This is a genomic window from Aliivibrio sp. 1S128, from assembly GCF_001691065.1.
GTDB lineage: Bacteria > Pseudomonadota > Gammaproteobacteria > Enterobacterales > Vibrionaceae > Aliivibrio.
This window is the reverse complement of record NZ_MAJV01000106.1, coordinates 61,639-79,260: the sequence shown is the minus strand read 5'-3', so window position 1 is coordinate 79,260 and position 17,622 is coordinate 61,639. Positions and strand designations below refer to the sequence as shown.

Below are 17,622 nucleotides of genomic sequence, written 5' to 3'. Positions count from 1 at the left end.
TAACTAAATTTAAACATTTTATTTAATAGGTACAAAAAAAGCGCGATATAAAAAACTATCGCGCTTAAGCCTGTCACAGGCTGAATATGATCTTAATCATTCAGTATGGATAAGTTGAAACAACCATACTGCAATTAAAATTTAAAAGTTTGCTACTGCCAAGCAAGAAACTGCATGTTCATCAGTCCCTTTTAGTTCTGGTTTATTCTGTGCACATATATCCGTAGCTTGCGGGCAACGAGTACGGAATACACAGCCAGAAGGAGGACTGATTGGAGAAGGTAGATCTCCTTCAAGCATATCAATCACTTTTGCTCTCTCAAGCTTTGGATCTGGGATTGGTACCGCTGACATTAATGCTTTTGTATACGGGTGCTTAGGATCGCTAAATAAGGCATCAGATTCACCTAACTCAACTTCGTTACCTAAATACATAACAAGTACGCGATCAGAAATATGTTTTACAACGGATAAATCGTGTGCAATGAAAACCAAACTTAAACCAAATTCTTTCTGCAATTCTTTTAAAAGGTTTACTACTTGAGCTTGAATCGATACATCCAGTGCAGACACCGGCTCATCACAAATAATCATTTTAGGTTTCAAAATTAAAGCTCGTGCGATACCGATACGTTGACACTGACCACCTGAAAATTCATGTGGATAACGGTTAATGACATTTGGTAGCAAGCCAACTTTCATCATCATCTCTTTTACTTGATCCTTCACTTCCTCTTTTGTCAGTTTAGGATAAAACGTTTGCAGAGGTTCAGCAATGATATCGCCGACGGTCATTCTAGGATTCAAAGACGCCAGTGGATCTTGGAAGATCATTTGAATCTCTTTTCGTTTTTGGCGTAAAGGCTCATCATCCAACTTTGTCAAATCTTGACCAAGCCAAAGAACTTCCCCCTCAGTTGCTTCAACTAACCCGATAATCGCTCGAGCAAAAGTAGATTTACCGCAACCAGACTCACCAACAACACCTAGAGTTTCACCTTCGTATAAACGAACATTAACCCCATCAACTGCTTTTAAGTTAGCTGGTTTCGCCCATGGCCACACTGATTTAGACGCGATACTGAAGTGGACTTTTAAGTTTTTTACTTCCAAAAGAAGTTTTTTATCTGCTGACATTACCACGCTCCCTGATCAGAAAAACAAGCACGTAAACGACCATCACCAAATGGCTGAAGTATCGGTGCTTCTTGCTTACAACGGTCCATTACACGATGGCAACGCTCTTGATAAGGGCAGCCAGTAGGTAAGCGCAGTAAGTTAGGTGGATTACCAGGAATCGTTGGTAGTATATCGCCAACTTGATCTAAACGAGGGATCGCTTTGAGTAAACCTTCGGCATATGGATGACTTGGTTCATAAAATATTTCATTAACGGTACCGTACTCCATCGTACGCCCAGCATACATCACTAATACTTTGTCACAAGAACCAGCAACAACACCTAAGTCATGAGTAATCATGATAATTGCCGTATTAAATTCACTTTTCAGCTCATTCAACAACTGCATGATTTGCGCTTGAATCGTTACATCCAATGCCGTTGTTGGCTCATCTGCAATCAATAATTTTGGTCGGCATAATAATGCCATTGCAATCATTACTCGTTGACGCATTCCTCCAGAGAACTCATGTGGGTACATGGTAATACGCTTACGAGCTTCAGGAATTTTAACCGCTTCTAACATTCGAACAGATTCTTCAAATGCCTCAGCTTTACCCATGCCTTTATGAAGCATTAATACTTCCATTAGCTGAGCACTGACTTTCATGTAAGGATTTAATGATGTCATCGGGTCTTGGAAAATCATTGCCATTTGTTCTGCACGAATTTTATTCAATTCGTGTTCTGGTAAATTTAAAACTTCTTTACCTTCAAATTTAGCACTGCCGGTAATAATGCCGTTTTTTGCTAATAGGCCCATTAATGCGAAAACAGTTTGAGATTTACCCGAACCAGATTCGCCAACAATGCCTAATGTCTCACCTTGCTCGAGTGAGAAATTTAAATCATTTACTGCAGTGACGTTGCCATCTTGAGTTGTAAACTCGACACGCAGATCTTTTACATCTAATAAACTCATAATTCTTTCCTGCTTAAATCCGTTAAATAATTAGCTGTCCATACAGAGGATTATCTGTCTTTTGGATCCAGCGCATCACGTAAACCATCACCTACATAGTTAAAACAGAACAAGGTAACAACCATAAAAAACGCAGGGAAAATAAGCTGCCAAATAGCCACTTCCATGGTTTGAGAGCCTTCTTGGAGCAACGCTCCCCAGCTCGTCATTGGCTCTTGAACCCCTAAGCCAAGGAAAGATAGGAATGATTCAGTTAAGATCATACTTGGGATAAGTAACGTTGAATATACCGCAACAATCCCTAATACATTCGGCACGATATGACGAGTAATAATACCCCACTTACTCACACCACAAACATGTGCCGCTTCAATGAATTCTTTACTTCGTAAACTCAATGTTTGTCCACGAACTATACGTGCCATATCAAGCCAAGCAATGGCACCTATCGCAACAAAGATCAGGATAATATTTCGACCAAAAAACGTCACTAGTACGATAACTAAGAACATGAATGGAACTGCGTATAGGATCTCAATAAAACGCATCATTACTCGATCGACTTTACCACCGACAAAACCAGAGGTTGCGCCATAAAGCGTACCGATAACCACCGCTACCAATGCACCTAAAATACCCACCATCAAGGAGATTCGACCACCAACCAAGGTTCGTACAAAAAGGTCTCGACCTAAACTATCAGTACCAAAAAGGTGCGTAAGGCTTGGTGCTTCGTGCAATGCATACCAATCAGTATCATCATAAGCGAATTGACTAAACATCGGTAAAAAGACAACAGAAAGTGTCATAATAATTAATACACATAGGCTGATCATCGCGGCTTTATTTCTCATAAAGCGTAAACGGGCATCCTGCCATAAACTACGACCTTCTATTTCTAGATTTTCAGAGAAACTCTCGATCGCTTCTAAATTTGCTTTTTTCGTTAACATGCGTCCGTTCCCCTATTAATAACGAATTTTCGGGTCAATTATTGCTAGCAATACATCAACGATAGCGTTGAAAAGAATGAATAGGAAACCAATCAAAATGGTGATCCCCATTACTAGTGAATAATCACGGTTAAACGCAGCATTCACAAACAATTTACCAATACCCGGTAAACCAAAAATGGTTTCAATAACTACCGAGCCTGTAATAATGCCGACAAATGCAGGTCCCATATAAGAAACAACCGGAAGTAATGCAGGCTTAAGTGCGTGCTTTAACACAATGTAACGGTAGCTTAATCCTTTCGCACGAGCGGTGCGGATAAAGTTACTGTTCAATGTTTCAATCATACTGCCGCGAGTAATACGGGCAAACGTCGCTATATATAAGAATGACATACCGAGAATAGGCAATAGCATGTATTTAAACGAGCCATCATGCCACCCACCAGCAGGAAACCAACCAAGTTCAATAGAGAATAAATAAATTAATGCGGGGGCTAACACAAAGGAGGGCATCACTACGCCTATCATTGCGGTGGACATAATACTGTAATCTAACCAGGTATTTTGCCTCAATGCGGCTAATGTACCGATAGATACCCCAAGTACAACCGTAAAAATAAAAGCAAAAAAACCTATCTTTGCTGATACAGGTAACGCTGCCTCAACCAGTTCGTTTACGGTGTAATCTTGATATTTAAATGATGGACCAAAATCGCCTTGAATAATATTTCCAAGGTAAGTCGTATATTGCTCAAAAACAGGTTTGTCTAAACCATATTTAGCATTGATGTTCGCCATTACTTCTGGAGGAAGCGGGCGTTCTGTAGAAAATGGATTACCCGGAGCAAATCTCATCAAAAAGAATGAGATAGTGATCAGCACCAACATTGTTGGAATGGCTTCAAGTATCCGTTTGATAATGAATTGAAACATAATTCATACTTCCAGTGTCTGTGACAAAAAATAATTAAAAGATGGATCTAGCCGCTACATACATTTCTGTATGCAGTGGCTTATACTTATAGTTTTTATTCGCTAAATTTATTTAGCTTTTATGTATAGGTCTTTCGAGTAGATTTTTTCTTCCGCATTTTCAACAGGGAAGCCACCTACTTGTGGAGATAATAGACGAGATTTTACGTACTGATAGATAGGTGCAATTGGCATATCTTTCGCTAGTAATTTTTCAGCTTCTAGATAAATTGCAGTACGTTCTTCTTCAGACGTTGAAGCTAATGCTTTTTCAATTAACGCATCATACTCAGCACTTCCGTAATGTTGACCGCCAGTTGTATTCTTACTAACCATTAATGTTAAGAAGGCAGATGCTTCATTGTAATCACCACACCAGCCAGCACGCGCTACTTCAAATTGACCTTGGTCTTTTGAATCTAGATAGGTTTTCCATTCTTGGTTTTCTAAAACAACTTCTAAGCCAAGAGTCTTCTTCCACATAGAACCGGCAGCGACTGCAATTTTCTTATGGTTTTCTGACGTATTGTATAGAAGAGTAAATTTAAGTGGATTTTCTGGACCAAATCCAGCTTCAGCTAATAAACGTTTTGCTTCAGCATTACGTTCATCTTGAGTCATTTTACCGTAAGCTGGAAGCTCAGGGTTAAAGCCCGCTGTAATTTCTGGTGTTAAGAAATACGCTGGTTTTTGACCTTGACCTAAAATGACATCAGAAATAATTGGACGGTCAATAGCGTAAGAGATTGCCTTACGAACACGAACATCATCAAATGGTGCCTTTTTCGTATTGAATGAATAGTAATAAGTACACAGGCTACCAACAACTGAAACAGAATCTGGTTCTGCTTTTTTCAAACGCTTGAAATGCTCAACTGGTAATTCATTGGTAAAGTCGAGTTCACCCGAAAGAAAGCGGTTCATTTCTGAAACCTGATTTTCAATAGGCAAGAACGTCACTTTAGTCAGTTTTGTATCTGCATTATCCCAATATTGCTCGTTACGAATTAATTCTAAACGTTCATTCACAACCCATTTATTTACAACAAATGCGCCGTTACCTACGAAATTACCAGGTTTAGTCCACTGGTCACCAAATTCTTCGATTGTTGCTTTATGAACAGGCATCATTGTTGTATGCCCCATCATCATCACAAAATAAGGAACGGCAGTATCAAGCTGAACTTCTAGCGTATTTGCATCAATCGCTTTAACACCTAACTCACTTTTGTCTTTCTTACCTGCAACGATGTCTTTTGCATTCGCCATCTTAGTATATTCCATATACCAAGAGTATGGAGAAGCGGTTGCTGGATCAACGGCGCGTTGGAAGCTGTAAACGAAATCATCGGCAGTGACAGGATCACCGTTTGACCATTTAGCGTCTTTACGTAAATGAAAAGTGAATTTTTTATTATCGGTAGTTTCCCAACTCTCAGCAACGCCAGGAATGGTATTACCTGCCGCATCTTGATTAACAAGACCTTCAAGTAAATCACGAATAACGTGAGACTCAGGTACACCTTGAGATTTATGAGGATCAAGAGTGGCAACTTCTGTTCCATTACCACGAGTCAGTTCTTGAACGTCGGCATAAACAGAATCAGTTGATACTGCTTTTTCAGCAGGTTTCGTTTCTTTTACTGGTTGCTCTGCGGTTTTTTCTCCACAGCCAACAAGTGTTAGTGACAGGCCACCAAGCAAGATCGCTTGTGTAATTTTATTCTTATACATGCATTAACTCCAATACATTTTATTTAGCATCCATGACACTCTTCGGGCAAAACGACTTGCCAATCATTTATCATCTTAAAAACGTGAAATACGATCAAAAAATATAAAAACCTTCGAAGAATTGTGGGAAACATTATCAATCATTGAAGTAATTTGCCACATTTTTGTTACAAAACACCTAATAATTTTTTAAAAAAGCACAATTGGCAGTATAAATGACCACGTTGAAACACAACAACAACCTAGAGTATGGATAAAGACCTAAAAAATTGAAATTTCATACTCACTTGACTAATTAAACGTCAATAACAAGAAGATAAAGTCAATAAATCCGTAAATAAACAGATAAAAACTCCAAATAATAGCCGCCAAACAAGATCTAAATGTTAATTACCAATAACAATTAAGCACCTTAATTAACGCAAGATTTAAAGTTTACGTTTTAGATCGACTCTTCATTATTTAGATAAAATTACAAAACTAACATGTTGAATAGTCTAGCTTGCTGCCAAACTCTGCATCCTAATTGGCAATTTATAAAATATAGATAAAGATACTAGTAATGCTGAATTTTTCAGCAGCAATCCATTTAGGATTAATTTATCAAGGATGTTATTTATGTTTAAAAAGAAACTTGGGTTTTGCTCTGCAGCAATAACCCTTGCCCTATCCGCTCCAAGTTATGCTGCAATTCCTGGCCAAGCCATTATTTCTTGGATGGAAAGTGATTTTTCAATTATCGAAGTAGATCAAGCTGCTACCTCTTATAAAGCACTAGTTACAATAAAGGAGTTTGCTGAAATCCCCGTCACTTGGGATCGTTGGTCTGGTGAATCGGCTGAAACATGGAAAGTTTTATTAAATGGTCAAATCGTTCATGAAGAAGCGATTGCAGCAACAGCATCACAAAAAGCCTCAACAGTTTTGCAAGTGAGACAAGGCGGCCAGTATGCAATGACAGTTCAGTTATGTAATGGCACTGGGGCAGCAGAAGAATGTAGTACAAGTGCACCTAAAGATATTGTAGTTGCAGATACCGATGGCAGTCATTTAGAACCATTACCAATGAATGTTGACCCTGCCAATGGAAATTACACCACTCCTACAGGTATGGTTTCTGGTGCTTATTTTGTGGAATGGGGCGTTTACGGTCGTAAATTTGCCGTAGACCAAATTCCAGCACAAAATCTAACTCATATTATTTATGGCTTCATTCCTATTTGTGGCCCTAACCCCTCTTTAGGTGAAATAGAAAATGGAAACAGTTTAGCTGCATTAAATCGAGCTTGTGCTGGCACTCCTGACTATGAAGTCGTCATTCATGACCCATGGGCTGCGGTACAAATGCCACAACCTCAATCTGGTCATGTTCACAGTACTCCTTATAAAGGGACTTATGGTCAAATGATGGCGTTAAAACAACGCTACCCAGATCTTAAAATTGTTCCATCAATAGGCGGTTGGACATTATCAGACCCTTTCTATGACTTTGTTGATAAGCCCAAACGTGACATCTTCGTCGCTTCAGTTAAAAAATTCCTTAAAACATGGAAATTCTATGATGGCGTAGATATCGATTGGGAATTCCCTGGTGGTGATGGCGCAAGTGCAACCGGTGGTGATCCCGTTAATGATGGCCCAGCTTATGTTGCTCTAATGCAAGAACTAAGAGCGATGCTTGATGAGTTAAGTGCTGAAACAGGAAAAACCTATGAATTAACGTCTGCAATAGGTGCTGGTTACGATAAAATTGAAGATGTAGATTATGCTGCAGCCTCTCAATACATGGATTATATCTTTGCAATGACTTATGACTTCTTCGGCGGTTGGAATAATGTGGCTGGCCATCAAACTGCACTAAACTGTGGTTCTCATATGTCACAAGGTGAATGTGATGGCACTGGACTAGATGATAAAGGCGAACCTCGTAAAGGCCCTGCTTATACAATCACTAATGCGATTGACTTATTACTTGCTCAAGGTGTTGACGCTAAAAAATTAGTCGTTGGTGCTGCTATGTATGCGCGTGGCTGGACTGGTGTTACACGTGAAAGCATGACAGATCCAACAAATCCAATGACTGGTGTTGGTAATGGTAAAGTAGCAGGATCTTGGGAAGCCGGTGTAATAGATTACAAAGATGTTGTATCTAATTACGTAAATAAAGCAGGCGTTGAAGTTGGTTATGATGATATTGCTCAAGCGGCATATGCTTATGACCCAAGCAATGGTGATCTAATCACTTATGATAATAAACAATCTGTACTTGCTAAAGGTGAATACGTTCGTTCACTCGGTTTAGGTGGTTTGTTTGCATGGGAAATTGACGCTGATAATGGTGATATTCTAAATGCAATGCAAGAAGGTCTTGCTGGTGACGGTACAGTAACTCCTCCTGCAAATAAAAAACCGATTGCTAATGCTGGAATCGATATTACAGTCACAGCTCCTGCAACAGTTCAACTTGATGGCTCTTTATCATCAGACAGTGATGGTAGCATTGCCTCTTATGCTTGGACTCAAATATCAGGACCTGCAGTAGCGTTAACTAACCAAAACACGGCGAGTGCTAGCTTTTTAACTGATAATTTTGCTCAATCTGAAACTCTTCAATTTACACTAACAGTAACGGACGATAAAGGTGCGACGGCTTCTGACTCTATATCTATATCTGTAATTGTTGAAGGGACAGAACCAGTAAATTCGGCACCTGTTGCTGTCATTATTGCTCCTAGCTCAGTAAATAAAGGGGACACAGTCACATTAGATGCATCGTCTTCTACAGATGCTGATAATGACCCATTAACATTTACTTGGACTATTCCATCTGGAATTAATGCAACGGTTGTTGGTTCTCAAGTAACCTTTACAGCAGGATCTTATACTATCGATACCCCGCTATCATTCTCTGTAATTGCTAATGATGGCCAAGCATCAAATACCACAAGCACTATTATTACTGTGCTTAAAGATGCAGCTGAACCACCTGTAACTTGTGAAAATGCTTGGGATTCTTCTGTAATATACACAGGTGGCGATCAAGTATCACAAGGCAGTAAAGTATGGGAAGCCAAATGGTGGACAAAAGGTGATAGCCCGTCAACTTCTGGTGAATGGGGCGTGTGGAAAGAAGTAGGTACATCTACTTGTAACTAACACCAACCTATATAACAAATAAAAAAGGCCAAATTCATGACACTGAATTTGGCCTTACTTTCTTTATCCATTAAAACTAAGCGTAATTACTTACCTAATGCTTCTTTGTAGTGAGTTCGGCAAACAGATACATATAACTCATTACCACCAATCGCGACTTGATCACCATCGGCTATCGCTACACCATGTTCATCAGTACGAATAACCATGTTCGCTTTACGACCACAATGACAAATCGTTTTTAATTCAACTAATTTATCTGCCCATGATAATAAATACTTACTGCCTTCAAATAGCTCACCTAAAAAGTCAGTACGTAAGCCATAACATAACGCTGGGATATGCAATTTATCAACGACTTCTGTTAATTGGTAAACTTGTTCTTTCGTTAAAAATTGGCACTCATCGATTAATACACAGTGAATCTTTTTTTCTTCATGGAGTGTTTTAATACTTTCAAACATATTCATGTCTGTATTAAATAAATGCGCATCGGCATCTAAGCCAATACGAGAGCTCACTTTCCCCACGCCATAGCGATCATCAATAGCGGCAGTGAAAATCACAGGGTTCATTCCGCGTTCTTGGTAATTAAAAGACGATTGAAGAAGTGTTGTTGATTTACCCGCATTCATTGCTGAGTAATAAAAGTACATTTGAGCCACAAATGTGTCCTCTATTAAAGTTTAATACTTAAAAGTTTTGTAATAAAAAAGGCTGGAAAAACCAGCCTCTTCATAAAAAATATGCCGAGATTACTTACGACGCCATGTCGTCCCTTCTGGGCCATCTTCTAAAACAATGTTTAATGCTGCAATCGCATCACGAGCCGCATCAGCTGCTGCCCAATCTTTTGCTGCACGAGCATCATTACGTGCTTTAATTAAGGCTTCAATTTCAGCAACTTCATCGTCACTGCCATTATCACCTTGTAAGAAGGCCTCTGGATCTTGGGATAACAAACCTAATACATCCGCTAGCTCACGCATTAATGCGCCTAATTTCGATGCTGCTTCTATATTTTCTGTTTTTAGGCGGTTTACTTCACGAGCCATTTCAAACAGAACAGAATAAGCTTCTGGTGTATTAAAGTCGTCATTCATCGCCGTAGAGAAACGGGTCACAAACTCTTCTCCGCCTGCTGGCGTAACAGTTAGATCAAGACCACGTAAAGAGGTATATAAACGCTCTAACGATGCACGAGCTTGATTTAAATTGTCTTCACTGTAATTTAATTGACTACGATAATGACCAGACATTAAGAAGTAGCGTACTGTTTCTGAATCGTAATGCGCTAATACATCACGGATAGTAAAGAAGTTGCCTAATGATTTAGACATCTTTTCACGATCAATCATCACCATACCACTATGCATCCAAGTATTAACGTACTTAGAATCATGTGCACAACATGATTGAGCTATTTCATTCTCATGATGAGGGAACATTAAATCAGAACCACCACCGTGAATATCAAAGTGGTTGCCCAAAATAGAAGAGTTCATTGCAGAACATTCAATATGCCATCCTGGACGGCCTGGACCCCACGGTGATTCCCATGTAGGTTCCCCTGGTTTAGACATTTTCCATAATACGAAGTCCATGCCACTGCGTTTTACGCTTGCTTCTTCAATAGTGATACGAGAGCCAGCTTGAAGTTGCTCAAGATCTTGACGAGAAAGACGACCGTATTCGTCGTATTTTTTCACTTCAAACATTACATCACCATTTGATGCAACATAAGCAAAGCCACGTTCAATCAAACGTTCAACTAATTCTACAATTTCAGTGATGTATTCTGTTGCTCTTGGTTCAACATCTGGACGTTTCATATTGAGTGCATCAAAATCAGCATGCATATCTGCAATCAAACGCTCAGTTAACACATCACATGTTTCGCCATTCTCAGCAGCTCGTTTAATAATTTTATCGTCAATATCGGTAATGTTACGAACGAAAGTAAGATCGTAACCTAAAAAACGTAAATAACGAGAAATCACATCAAAAGAGACAAACGTACGACCATGACCAATATGACACAAGTCGTAAATCGTAACCCCACACACATACATACCGATTTTCCCTTCGGTAATTGGTTTAAATTCTTCTTTTTGACGTGTAAGTGAGTTATATATTTTCAACATGCTCTTTTTTTACTCATTATTTGTTTAAAGGATATATAAAGGCTATTAAACCTATATTAAGTAATGATAGCAAGAAAATTCCCTGTAGATCCTCCTTAATCTTAGGTAAAATCAAATTCTATTTAAATACAATTACAAAGGTAATTTCATGATCATCCTTCACACATCTTTTGGTGACATCACAGTTAAACTTCACGAAGATAAAGCACCAGCAACTTGTGCTAACTTCTTACAATACTGTCAAGAAGGTTTCTACGACAACACTCTTTTCCACCGTGTAATTGATGGCTTTATGGTTCAAGGCGGCGGCATGACAGCTGGTCTTGAAGAAAAAACTAGCCGTGCAACAATCAAAAACGAAGCAAACAATGGCCTAAGCAACAAAGTAGGCACATTAGCAATGGCTCGTACTATGGAGCCGCATTCTGCTAGCTCTCAGTTCTTCATCAACGTAAATGACAACAAATTTTTAGACTTTAAATCAGAGTCTTTAGATGGTTGGGGTTACTGTGTGTTTGCTGAAGTTGTTGAAGGCATGGACATAGTAAACAAAATTAAAGGTGTTGCTACAGGTAACTACGGTTACGTACACCAAGATGTTCCAGTTGAAGAAGTCTTCATTACTGGTACTACAATTACAGAATAATTCTGTTTTTATGCCGGTTCTAATATCTAGAACTGGCATCTTCCTTATAGAAAAAGCATTTTATGACTATATTATTTATCTCTGATCTCCACCTCTCCCCTATTAGACCTGAAATCACCGATTGCTTCCTAGACTTTATGAGCAATGAAGCTATTCATGCAGAAAAGCTTTACGTATTAGGTGATTTATTTGAATTCTGGATTGGCGATGATGATAATTCACCATTTAATGTTGTAATTAAAGATGCATTTAAAGTGTTAACTCAACAAGGAGTAGAGTGCTACTTCATTCAAGGAAATAGAGATTTCTTATTGAATAAGCGTTTTTGTAAAGAAACGGGAGTACAACTTTTAGATGACCATACTGTTATTGACATCGATGGTGAAAAAGTACTGATCATGCACGGCGATACACTCTGTATTGATGACATCAAATATCAAGAGTTTCGCGCTAAAGTTCACCAACCATGGTTACAATGGGTATTTAATCGCATCCCACTATTCATTCGCCAACGCATCGTTAAAAACGTACAAGATAAAATCAAAGAGAAAAAACAAATTAAAACGCTGTCCATTATGGATGTGACACAAAGTGAAGTTCAAAAAGTAATGCTTGAGGAAGGTGTAAAAAGACTAATTCATGGTCATACTCACCGTCCTGACACTCATTTTTTTAGTTGTAATAATCAAGAAATGATTCGTATTGTTCTCGGTGATTGGTACACCCAAGGATCTATACTCGAGTATAAAAACAGTATATACACGCTTCACAATAAGAATTTTAAATAAATAATATTAATTACTCACTCTTATTCAACATAAGGAGAATCATGGTCTTTTCTTAATAAAGAGATTATGATTAAGCCAGATTCGATTCAACACGCTGTAGAGAATAACGTTTATGTATTCATATGTTGCTCGTCAACCTATCTTAGACATCAAAAAAAATACGATTGGTTACGAATTATTATTCCGAGATGGTCCCAAAAATACGTTTCCAGCAGTAGAAGCAGAAGAAGCGACAAGTCGATTACTATCAGACCACTTTCTTAGCTCGCAGTGTAATGCAACCAATGACAAATTAGGCTTTGTAAATTTCCCTCAACAAAGTCTCATTAATTTAGTTCCAATGCTATTTAACGCTCATAATTTAGTGGTTGAAATCCTTGAAGATTGCATCCCAAATCAAGACTTACTTAATGCAGTAAAAACCCTTTCAGAGCGTGGCTATAAATTAGCACTTGATGATTTTGAACCAAATCCTCAATGGACTCCGTTTTTGCCTTATATCGATATTATTAAGTTTGATATTCGCACTACGCCTATTTTAAAAGCTAAATTATTCATTCGTCATTGTACAAAATATAATATTTCTTTCTTAGCTGAGAAAGTAGAGACTTATGAAGAATTTGAACAAGCGAAAGCCGCTGGATTTATCTACTTTCAAGGCTACTTTTTTAGTAAGCCAGAAATGTTACAACAACGAGCAATTCAGCCAAATCAATTATCGATAATGCAGTTGTATAAAGAAATTTCAGCGCCAATTGTTGATTTTAACGCCGTAGAAAAACACTTAGTTCAAGATGTATCATTGTCTTATAAATTACTGCGTTTTGTTAATGCATCTTCGATTATTGACAAGCCAATTACCTCTTTTAAGCAGGCTCTTGTTTATTTGGGTGAGACGAAATTACGTCAATTTGTATCTCTTGTTGCCGTCGCTCATGCAACACAACATAAACCACAATCTCTCTATACGCTTTCAATACACCGTGCAAAATTATGTGAGTTGATTGTAAATAAAACCAATATAGATCTCGAACCAAGCCAAGCATTCTTGGTGGGTTTATTCTCACTACTCGAACCTTTGTTAGATCAACCTTTGAACAGCCTGATTCAGCATCTGCCTATCTCGACTGAAATAAAGCTAGCGCTAACAGAACGTCAAGGCTCTTTGGGTAAGTTAATTTTAGCCATCGAGAGCTATGAAAAAGCAAATTGGACTACGGTATCTCAATGTTGTATTGCTTTGAAAATTACTGAACAAGAATTTACAGCCTGTTATAAAGAGTCTGCCGAATGGGTAGATGACATAGCAAAATAGAGAACGAATTTTATAATGTCTAAAACGAATCATTGTCCGTGTGGCAGCAAAAAAAACTATTCTATTTGTTGTGAGCCAATTCATAACAACCATGAATTAGCAAAAACACCAGAATTACTAATGCGTTCTCGTTACAGTGCTCACGTAAAACAATTAACTCAATATATTATCGATACCTACCATCCTTCTTGTCACGCAGAAGAATTTAGAGAAGGTATAGAAGAATCTATAGAGCTTGATTGGCGAAAACTGAAGGTAGTCTCTTCATACTTATCAGAGACTAGCGATGGTGAAGGATTTGTTTCCTTTAAAGCAACCTATTCTGAAAATGGGCAATTACATCAATTAAAAGAACACTCTCGCTTTCTAAAAGAAAACGGAAAGTGGTACTACGTTGATGGTGAGATTGAATAAGCCATACCCTCACATTTAAATACATCAAAGCCTAATATTCGTATCAGGCTTTTTTATTTCGATTAAATCAAAAAAACGAGAGTCATAAGACTCTCGTTTGTATTTTTATAATTCTATATCTTTACTATGGTTTATCTTAGATCAGAACTTCTTAGAGATAAGTGCTGAACCTGCAATAATCGCAACACCTAACAGCATGATTGGGCCTTTACCACCGTCAAAACCAGATGAGATACCCATAAATGCAACGATTGCGATTGCAACAGGGATTATGTACTTAACTAATACATACCATAGGCCAAATAGTGGAAATTTAATTTCGCCGCCATTGGTTACTTCATCTTCAAGATCTTCACGCTTCAATCTCCAACCAGCGAAGATACATACCAACATACCGCCAACGGCTAGGAATATCTTATCGGTTAATAAGTCAAAGATATCAAACGCACCAGTCTCAAACAGTGTTGGACCGAGGCCACCTAAAGATAATGAAGCAAATATACATAAAATAGCCATTACTGAACTTGCAGCAATTACCGCTTTAATTCGAGTAAATTTCTTCTCATCAATTAAGTAAGAAACGACTACTTCTAATAGAGATACTGAAGATGTCAATGCAGCTACACTTAAACCAACAAAGAACAACAGCGCGAGTAGAAGACCAATCAAACCGCCCATTTCTGCGAATATTTGCGGTACAACAACAAACACTAAACCAGGACCCGCAGTTGGTGCCATTCCAAATGCAAACATTGCTGGGAACATAGCGACACCAGCAAGAACAGCAACCCCCGTATCCATTGCCGTAACCATCGCGGTTGTCTGAACTAGGTTCTCTTTCTTCTTCAAGTAAGAGCCATAAGTCATCATACAACCCATACCAAGTGATAATGAGAAGAACGCTTGACCTAATGCCGCAAGAATTACATTACTGTCAATTTTAGAAAAATCAGGGCTAAACAGAAAATCAAGACCTGCCATCGCACCAGGAAGCATTAGACCTTTTACAGAAACAATTATTAAAATAATAAATAATAAAGGCATTAATATTTTGCCGGCTTTCTCTATACCGCCAGAAATACCTTTCATTACAATAATAATATTTAGAAGTAGGTATAAGCCCATCCACATAAGTGGCTCTACCGGATTAGAGATAAAAGCACCAAAGCTATCACCAATAGCGGCCGGAGTGTCTAACAGACCCGTACCCACTTTAGCAATATAAGCAACGGCCCAACCACCGACTACAGGATAGAAACCCATAATCAATAAGCCACTAACGACACCAATAACACCAGCAAAAGTCCAGCGACGATCTGTCGATTTAAACGCGCCTACTGCTGATTTTTGAGTACGACGACCGATAGCAAACTCAGTCAACATCACACTAAAACCAATGAAAATCACAAAGAAAAGATAGATAGCAACAAACGCACCACCACCATTTTCTCCCGCTGTATAAGGGAATTTCCATATATTACCAAGACCAACAGCAGAACCTGCTGCCGCCATTACAAATCCTAATTTTGATCCCCAAGTATCACGGGGGTTAGTGGTATTACTCATAGCCACAATTCTCCAATTATTCTATATCGTTGTATATGCACTGTGTTTGTATATGAGCATCAAAATGGTGTACAAAAAAGTATACACTTATAAAAAGTTGGTTAACGCTCAATGTTGCAAGTAAAACAGTTTGAGAATAAAATTGAAACCCCTTAGGTTACATTTTTTAACGTATACCTCCTTTTTTTAACTTAAATGTACATAAAGCAATCAATTTACTTTGTTCCCATTTGCTTTATTTTGTAATTTTTCCCTTCCTCACCTACTCTTTTCCTGTAACTCCTGATTTAATAGAGATTCATTTACTATTTCAACGACAAAGGCTAATGGATAAATTTTATCAAGCACTTACTCTTATTGGTTTTATCTTATACTGGCTTCTCGTTGCCGGTGTAACCATTCGTGTTGTTTTTAAACCAAGGTCCGTTGGTGTTTCCTTAGCTTGGTTAATGATTATTTATATTATTCCTGTGCTAGGAGTATTGGCGTATTTCTTAATTGGCGAACTCAATTTAGGACGAACTCGTGGAGAGCGAGCAAAAGCGATGTTTACTCCTTATGAAGAATGGTTTGCACAAGTTCACCATTGCCAACATCATCAACCTAACTCTATCTCCCATCGAATTTCATCAATACACAACCTGTGTTCTAATAGAGTAGGTATTCCCGCTCTCAGTGGGGACACTCTTTCCTTACTTAATACTCCATCAGAAATTTTAACCGCTATTATTCAAGATATTGAAAAATCTGAATATGAAGTCAATATGGAATTTTATATTTGGCACCATGGAGGCCTAGCGGACAGTGTTGCAAGTGCATTAATTAAAGCAGCCAAACGAGGGGTTACCGTTAATGTTCTTTTAGATTCAGCGGGAAGTATCGACTTTTTCAAAAGCCATTGGCCAAAACTACTTAGAAACTCAGGTGTTAATATTGTAGAAGCGTTAAGTGTAAGTCCGTTCCGTATGTTTTTTCGCCGATTAGACCTGCGACTACATCGTAAAATTGTTGTTATCGATAATAAAATAGCTTACACCGGTTCAATGAATTTAGTCGACCCACAATACTTCAAACAACAATCGGGAGTGGGCCAATGGGTTGATGTTATGGTCCGAATTACGGGTCCTAACGTCGCGGTTTTAAATACAATTCACGCATGGGATTGGGAAGTAGAAACTGGTATCCGTGAATTGCCTGCCCCTCCTGAATGTCAAATATCAATTGACCCATTCAACCATACAACTCAAGTAGTTCCATCAGGACCAGGTATGCCTGATGATATAATTCAACAAGTCTTAATTACCGCGATTAATCAAGCAAGAACATCCCTTACTATCACTACACCTTATTTTGTCCCAAGTGAAATACTACTGCACACTTTACGAACAACGGCTCATCGTGGTGTTGAAGTGAAATTAATTTTACCTAAAAAGAACGATTCATTAATGGTTAGTTGGGCATCAAAATCCTTCTTTGAAACGCTATTAAAGGCAGGCGTTCAAATTTACGAATTTAACGGTGGTTTACTGCATACTAAATCTGTCGTGATTGACCATAGCTATTGTATTATTGGTACAGTGAATTTAGACATGCGCAGTTTTTGGTTAAACTTTGAAGTCAGTTTAATTGTCGATGACCCAGAGTTTACTAAACAGTTATCGTGGGTTTTAAACAGTTACTTAGATCAATCTACCCCTATAGAATTAAACGAATGGCAACAGCGTAATTTACCTCATCGTTTTACTGAACGTTTCTTTTCAATGTTTAGCCCACTACTTTAATCGTTAATTACGCATAAATAGTTAATTACTCATAGAAAAAAGCCCATC

Annotated in this window: 14 protein-coding genes; 6 read left to right on the top strand and 8 right to left on the bottom strand. The window is 38.3% G+C overall.

Annotated features, from left to right (window positions below):
- Nucleotides 1–141: 141 nt before the first annotated feature.
- From oppF to A6E03_RS13905, 5 genes are all read right to left on the bottom strand, one after another.
- Nucleotides 142–1,137, bottom strand: a complete 996-nt coding sequence (gene oppF / locus A6E03_RS13925; protein ID WP_065592990.1) for a murein tripeptide/oligopeptide ABC transporter ATP binding protein OppF — start codon at nucleotides 1,135–1,137, stop codon at nucleotides 142–144.
- A complete protein-coding gene (locus tag A6E03_RS13920) occupies nucleotides 1,137–2,102 on the bottom strand; it encodes an ABC transporter ATP-binding protein (RefSeq protein ID WP_065592989.1) in 966 nt (321 codons plus the stop codon). Before A6E03_RS13920 ends, oppF begins: the two co-directional genes overlap by 1 nt.
- Nucleotides 2,103–2,152: 50 nt before the next feature.
- Nucleotides 2,153–3,055, bottom strand: coding sequence for an oligopeptide ABC transporter permease OppC (gene oppC, locus A6E03_RS13915; protein ID WP_065592988.1), 903 nt, complete (start codon nucleotides 3,053–3,055; stop codon nucleotides 2,153–2,155).
- Between the two features lie 15 nt (nucleotides 3,056–3,070).
- On the bottom strand, nucleotides 3,071–3,991 hold the full coding sequence (gene oppB, locus A6E03_RS13910; protein ID WP_065592987.1) for an oligopeptide ABC transporter permease OppB: 921 nt from the start codon (nucleotides 3,989–3,991) through the stop codon (nucleotides 3,071–3,073).
- 108 nt (nucleotides 3,992–4,099) lie between these two features.
- Nucleotides 4,100–5,764, bottom strand: a complete 1,665-nt coding sequence (locus A6E03_RS13905; RefSeq protein WP_065601092.1) for an ABC transporter substrate-binding protein — start codon at nucleotides 5,762–5,764, stop codon at nucleotides 4,100–4,102.
- A 618-nt stretch (nucleotides 5,765–6,382) separates the two neighbouring features.
- Between A6E03_RS13905 and A6E03_RS13900 the strand changes: the two genes are divergently transcribed.
- Nucleotides 6,383–8,920 carry a glycosyl hydrolase family 18 protein gene (locus tag A6E03_RS13900; protein ID WP_065601091.1) on the top strand — a complete coding sequence of 846 codons (2,538 nt, stop codon included), beginning with the start codon at nucleotides 6,383–6,385 and terminating at the stop codon, nucleotides 8,918–8,920.
- An 86-nt stretch (nucleotides 8,921–9,006) separates the two neighbouring features.
- On the opposite strand, the gene A6E03_RS13895 is transcribed toward A6E03_RS13900, so the two are convergent.
- Together A6E03_RS13895 and cysS are read right to left on the bottom strand one after the other, a co-directional pair.
- Nucleotides 9,007–9,585 carry a thymidine kinase gene (locus A6E03_RS13895; RefSeq protein ID WP_065592984.1) on the bottom strand — a complete coding sequence of 193 codons (579 nt, stop codon included), beginning with the start codon at nucleotides 9,583–9,585 and terminating at the stop codon, nucleotides 9,007–9,009.
- Nucleotides 9,586–9,675: 90 nt separating this feature from the next.
- Nucleotides 9,676–11,064 carry a cysteine--tRNA ligase gene (cysS, locus tag A6E03_RS13890; RefSeq protein WP_065601090.1) on the bottom strand — a complete coding sequence of 463 codons (1,389 nt, stop codon included), beginning with the start codon at nucleotides 11,062–11,064 and terminating at the stop codon, nucleotides 9,676–9,678.
- A 148-nt stretch (nucleotides 11,065–11,212) separates the two neighbouring features.
- Between cysS and A6E03_RS13885 the strand changes: the two genes are divergently transcribed.
- From A6E03_RS13885 to A6E03_RS13870, 4 genes are all read left to right on the top strand, one after another.
- On the top strand, nucleotides 11,213–11,710 hold the full coding sequence (locus A6E03_RS13885) for a peptidylprolyl isomerase (protein WP_065592982.1): 498 nt from the start codon (nucleotides 11,213–11,215) through the stop codon (nucleotides 11,708–11,710).
- A 62-nt stretch (nucleotides 11,711–11,772) separates the two neighbouring features.
- Nucleotides 11,773–12,498 (top strand): UDP-2,3-diacylglucosamine diphosphatase, encoded by a 726-nt coding sequence (gene lpxH / locus A6E03_RS13880; protein ID WP_065601089.1) that lies wholly within the window; start codon nucleotides 11,773–11,775, stop codon nucleotides 12,496–12,498.
- Between the two features lie 112 nt (nucleotides 12,499–12,610).
- On the top strand, nucleotides 12,611–13,813 hold the full coding sequence (locus A6E03_RS13875; protein WP_065592980.1) for an EAL and HDOD domain-containing protein: 1,203 nt from the start codon (nucleotides 12,611–12,613) through the stop codon (nucleotides 13,811–13,813).
- A 15-nt stretch (nucleotides 13,814–13,828) separates the two neighbouring features.
- The gene (locus A6E03_RS13870; RefSeq protein WP_065592979.1) at nucleotides 13,829–14,227 is read left to right on the top strand and encodes a YchJ family protein; all 399 of its coding nucleotides are present in this window, start codon (nucleotides 13,829–13,831) and stop codon (nucleotides 14,225–14,227) included.
- A gap of 141 nt (nucleotides 14,228–14,368) precedes the next feature.
- Here the strand turns inward: A6E03_RS13870 and A6E03_RS13865 are convergent, their stop codons facing one another.
- Nucleotides 14,369–15,799: a sodium-dependent transporter gene (locus A6E03_RS13865; protein ID WP_065592978.1), complete on the bottom strand. Its 1,431-nt coding sequence runs from the start codon at nucleotides 15,797–15,799 to the stop codon at nucleotides 14,369–14,371.
- A gap of 320 nt (nucleotides 15,800–16,119) precedes the next feature.
- Between A6E03_RS13865 and cls the strand changes: the two genes are divergently transcribed.
- Nucleotides 16,120–17,574: a cardiolipin synthase gene (gene cls / locus A6E03_RS13860; RefSeq protein ID WP_065592977.1), complete on the top strand. Its 1,455-nt coding sequence runs from the start codon at nucleotides 16,120–16,122 to the stop codon at nucleotides 17,572–17,574.
- Nucleotides 17,575–17,622: the final 48 nt, after the last annotated feature.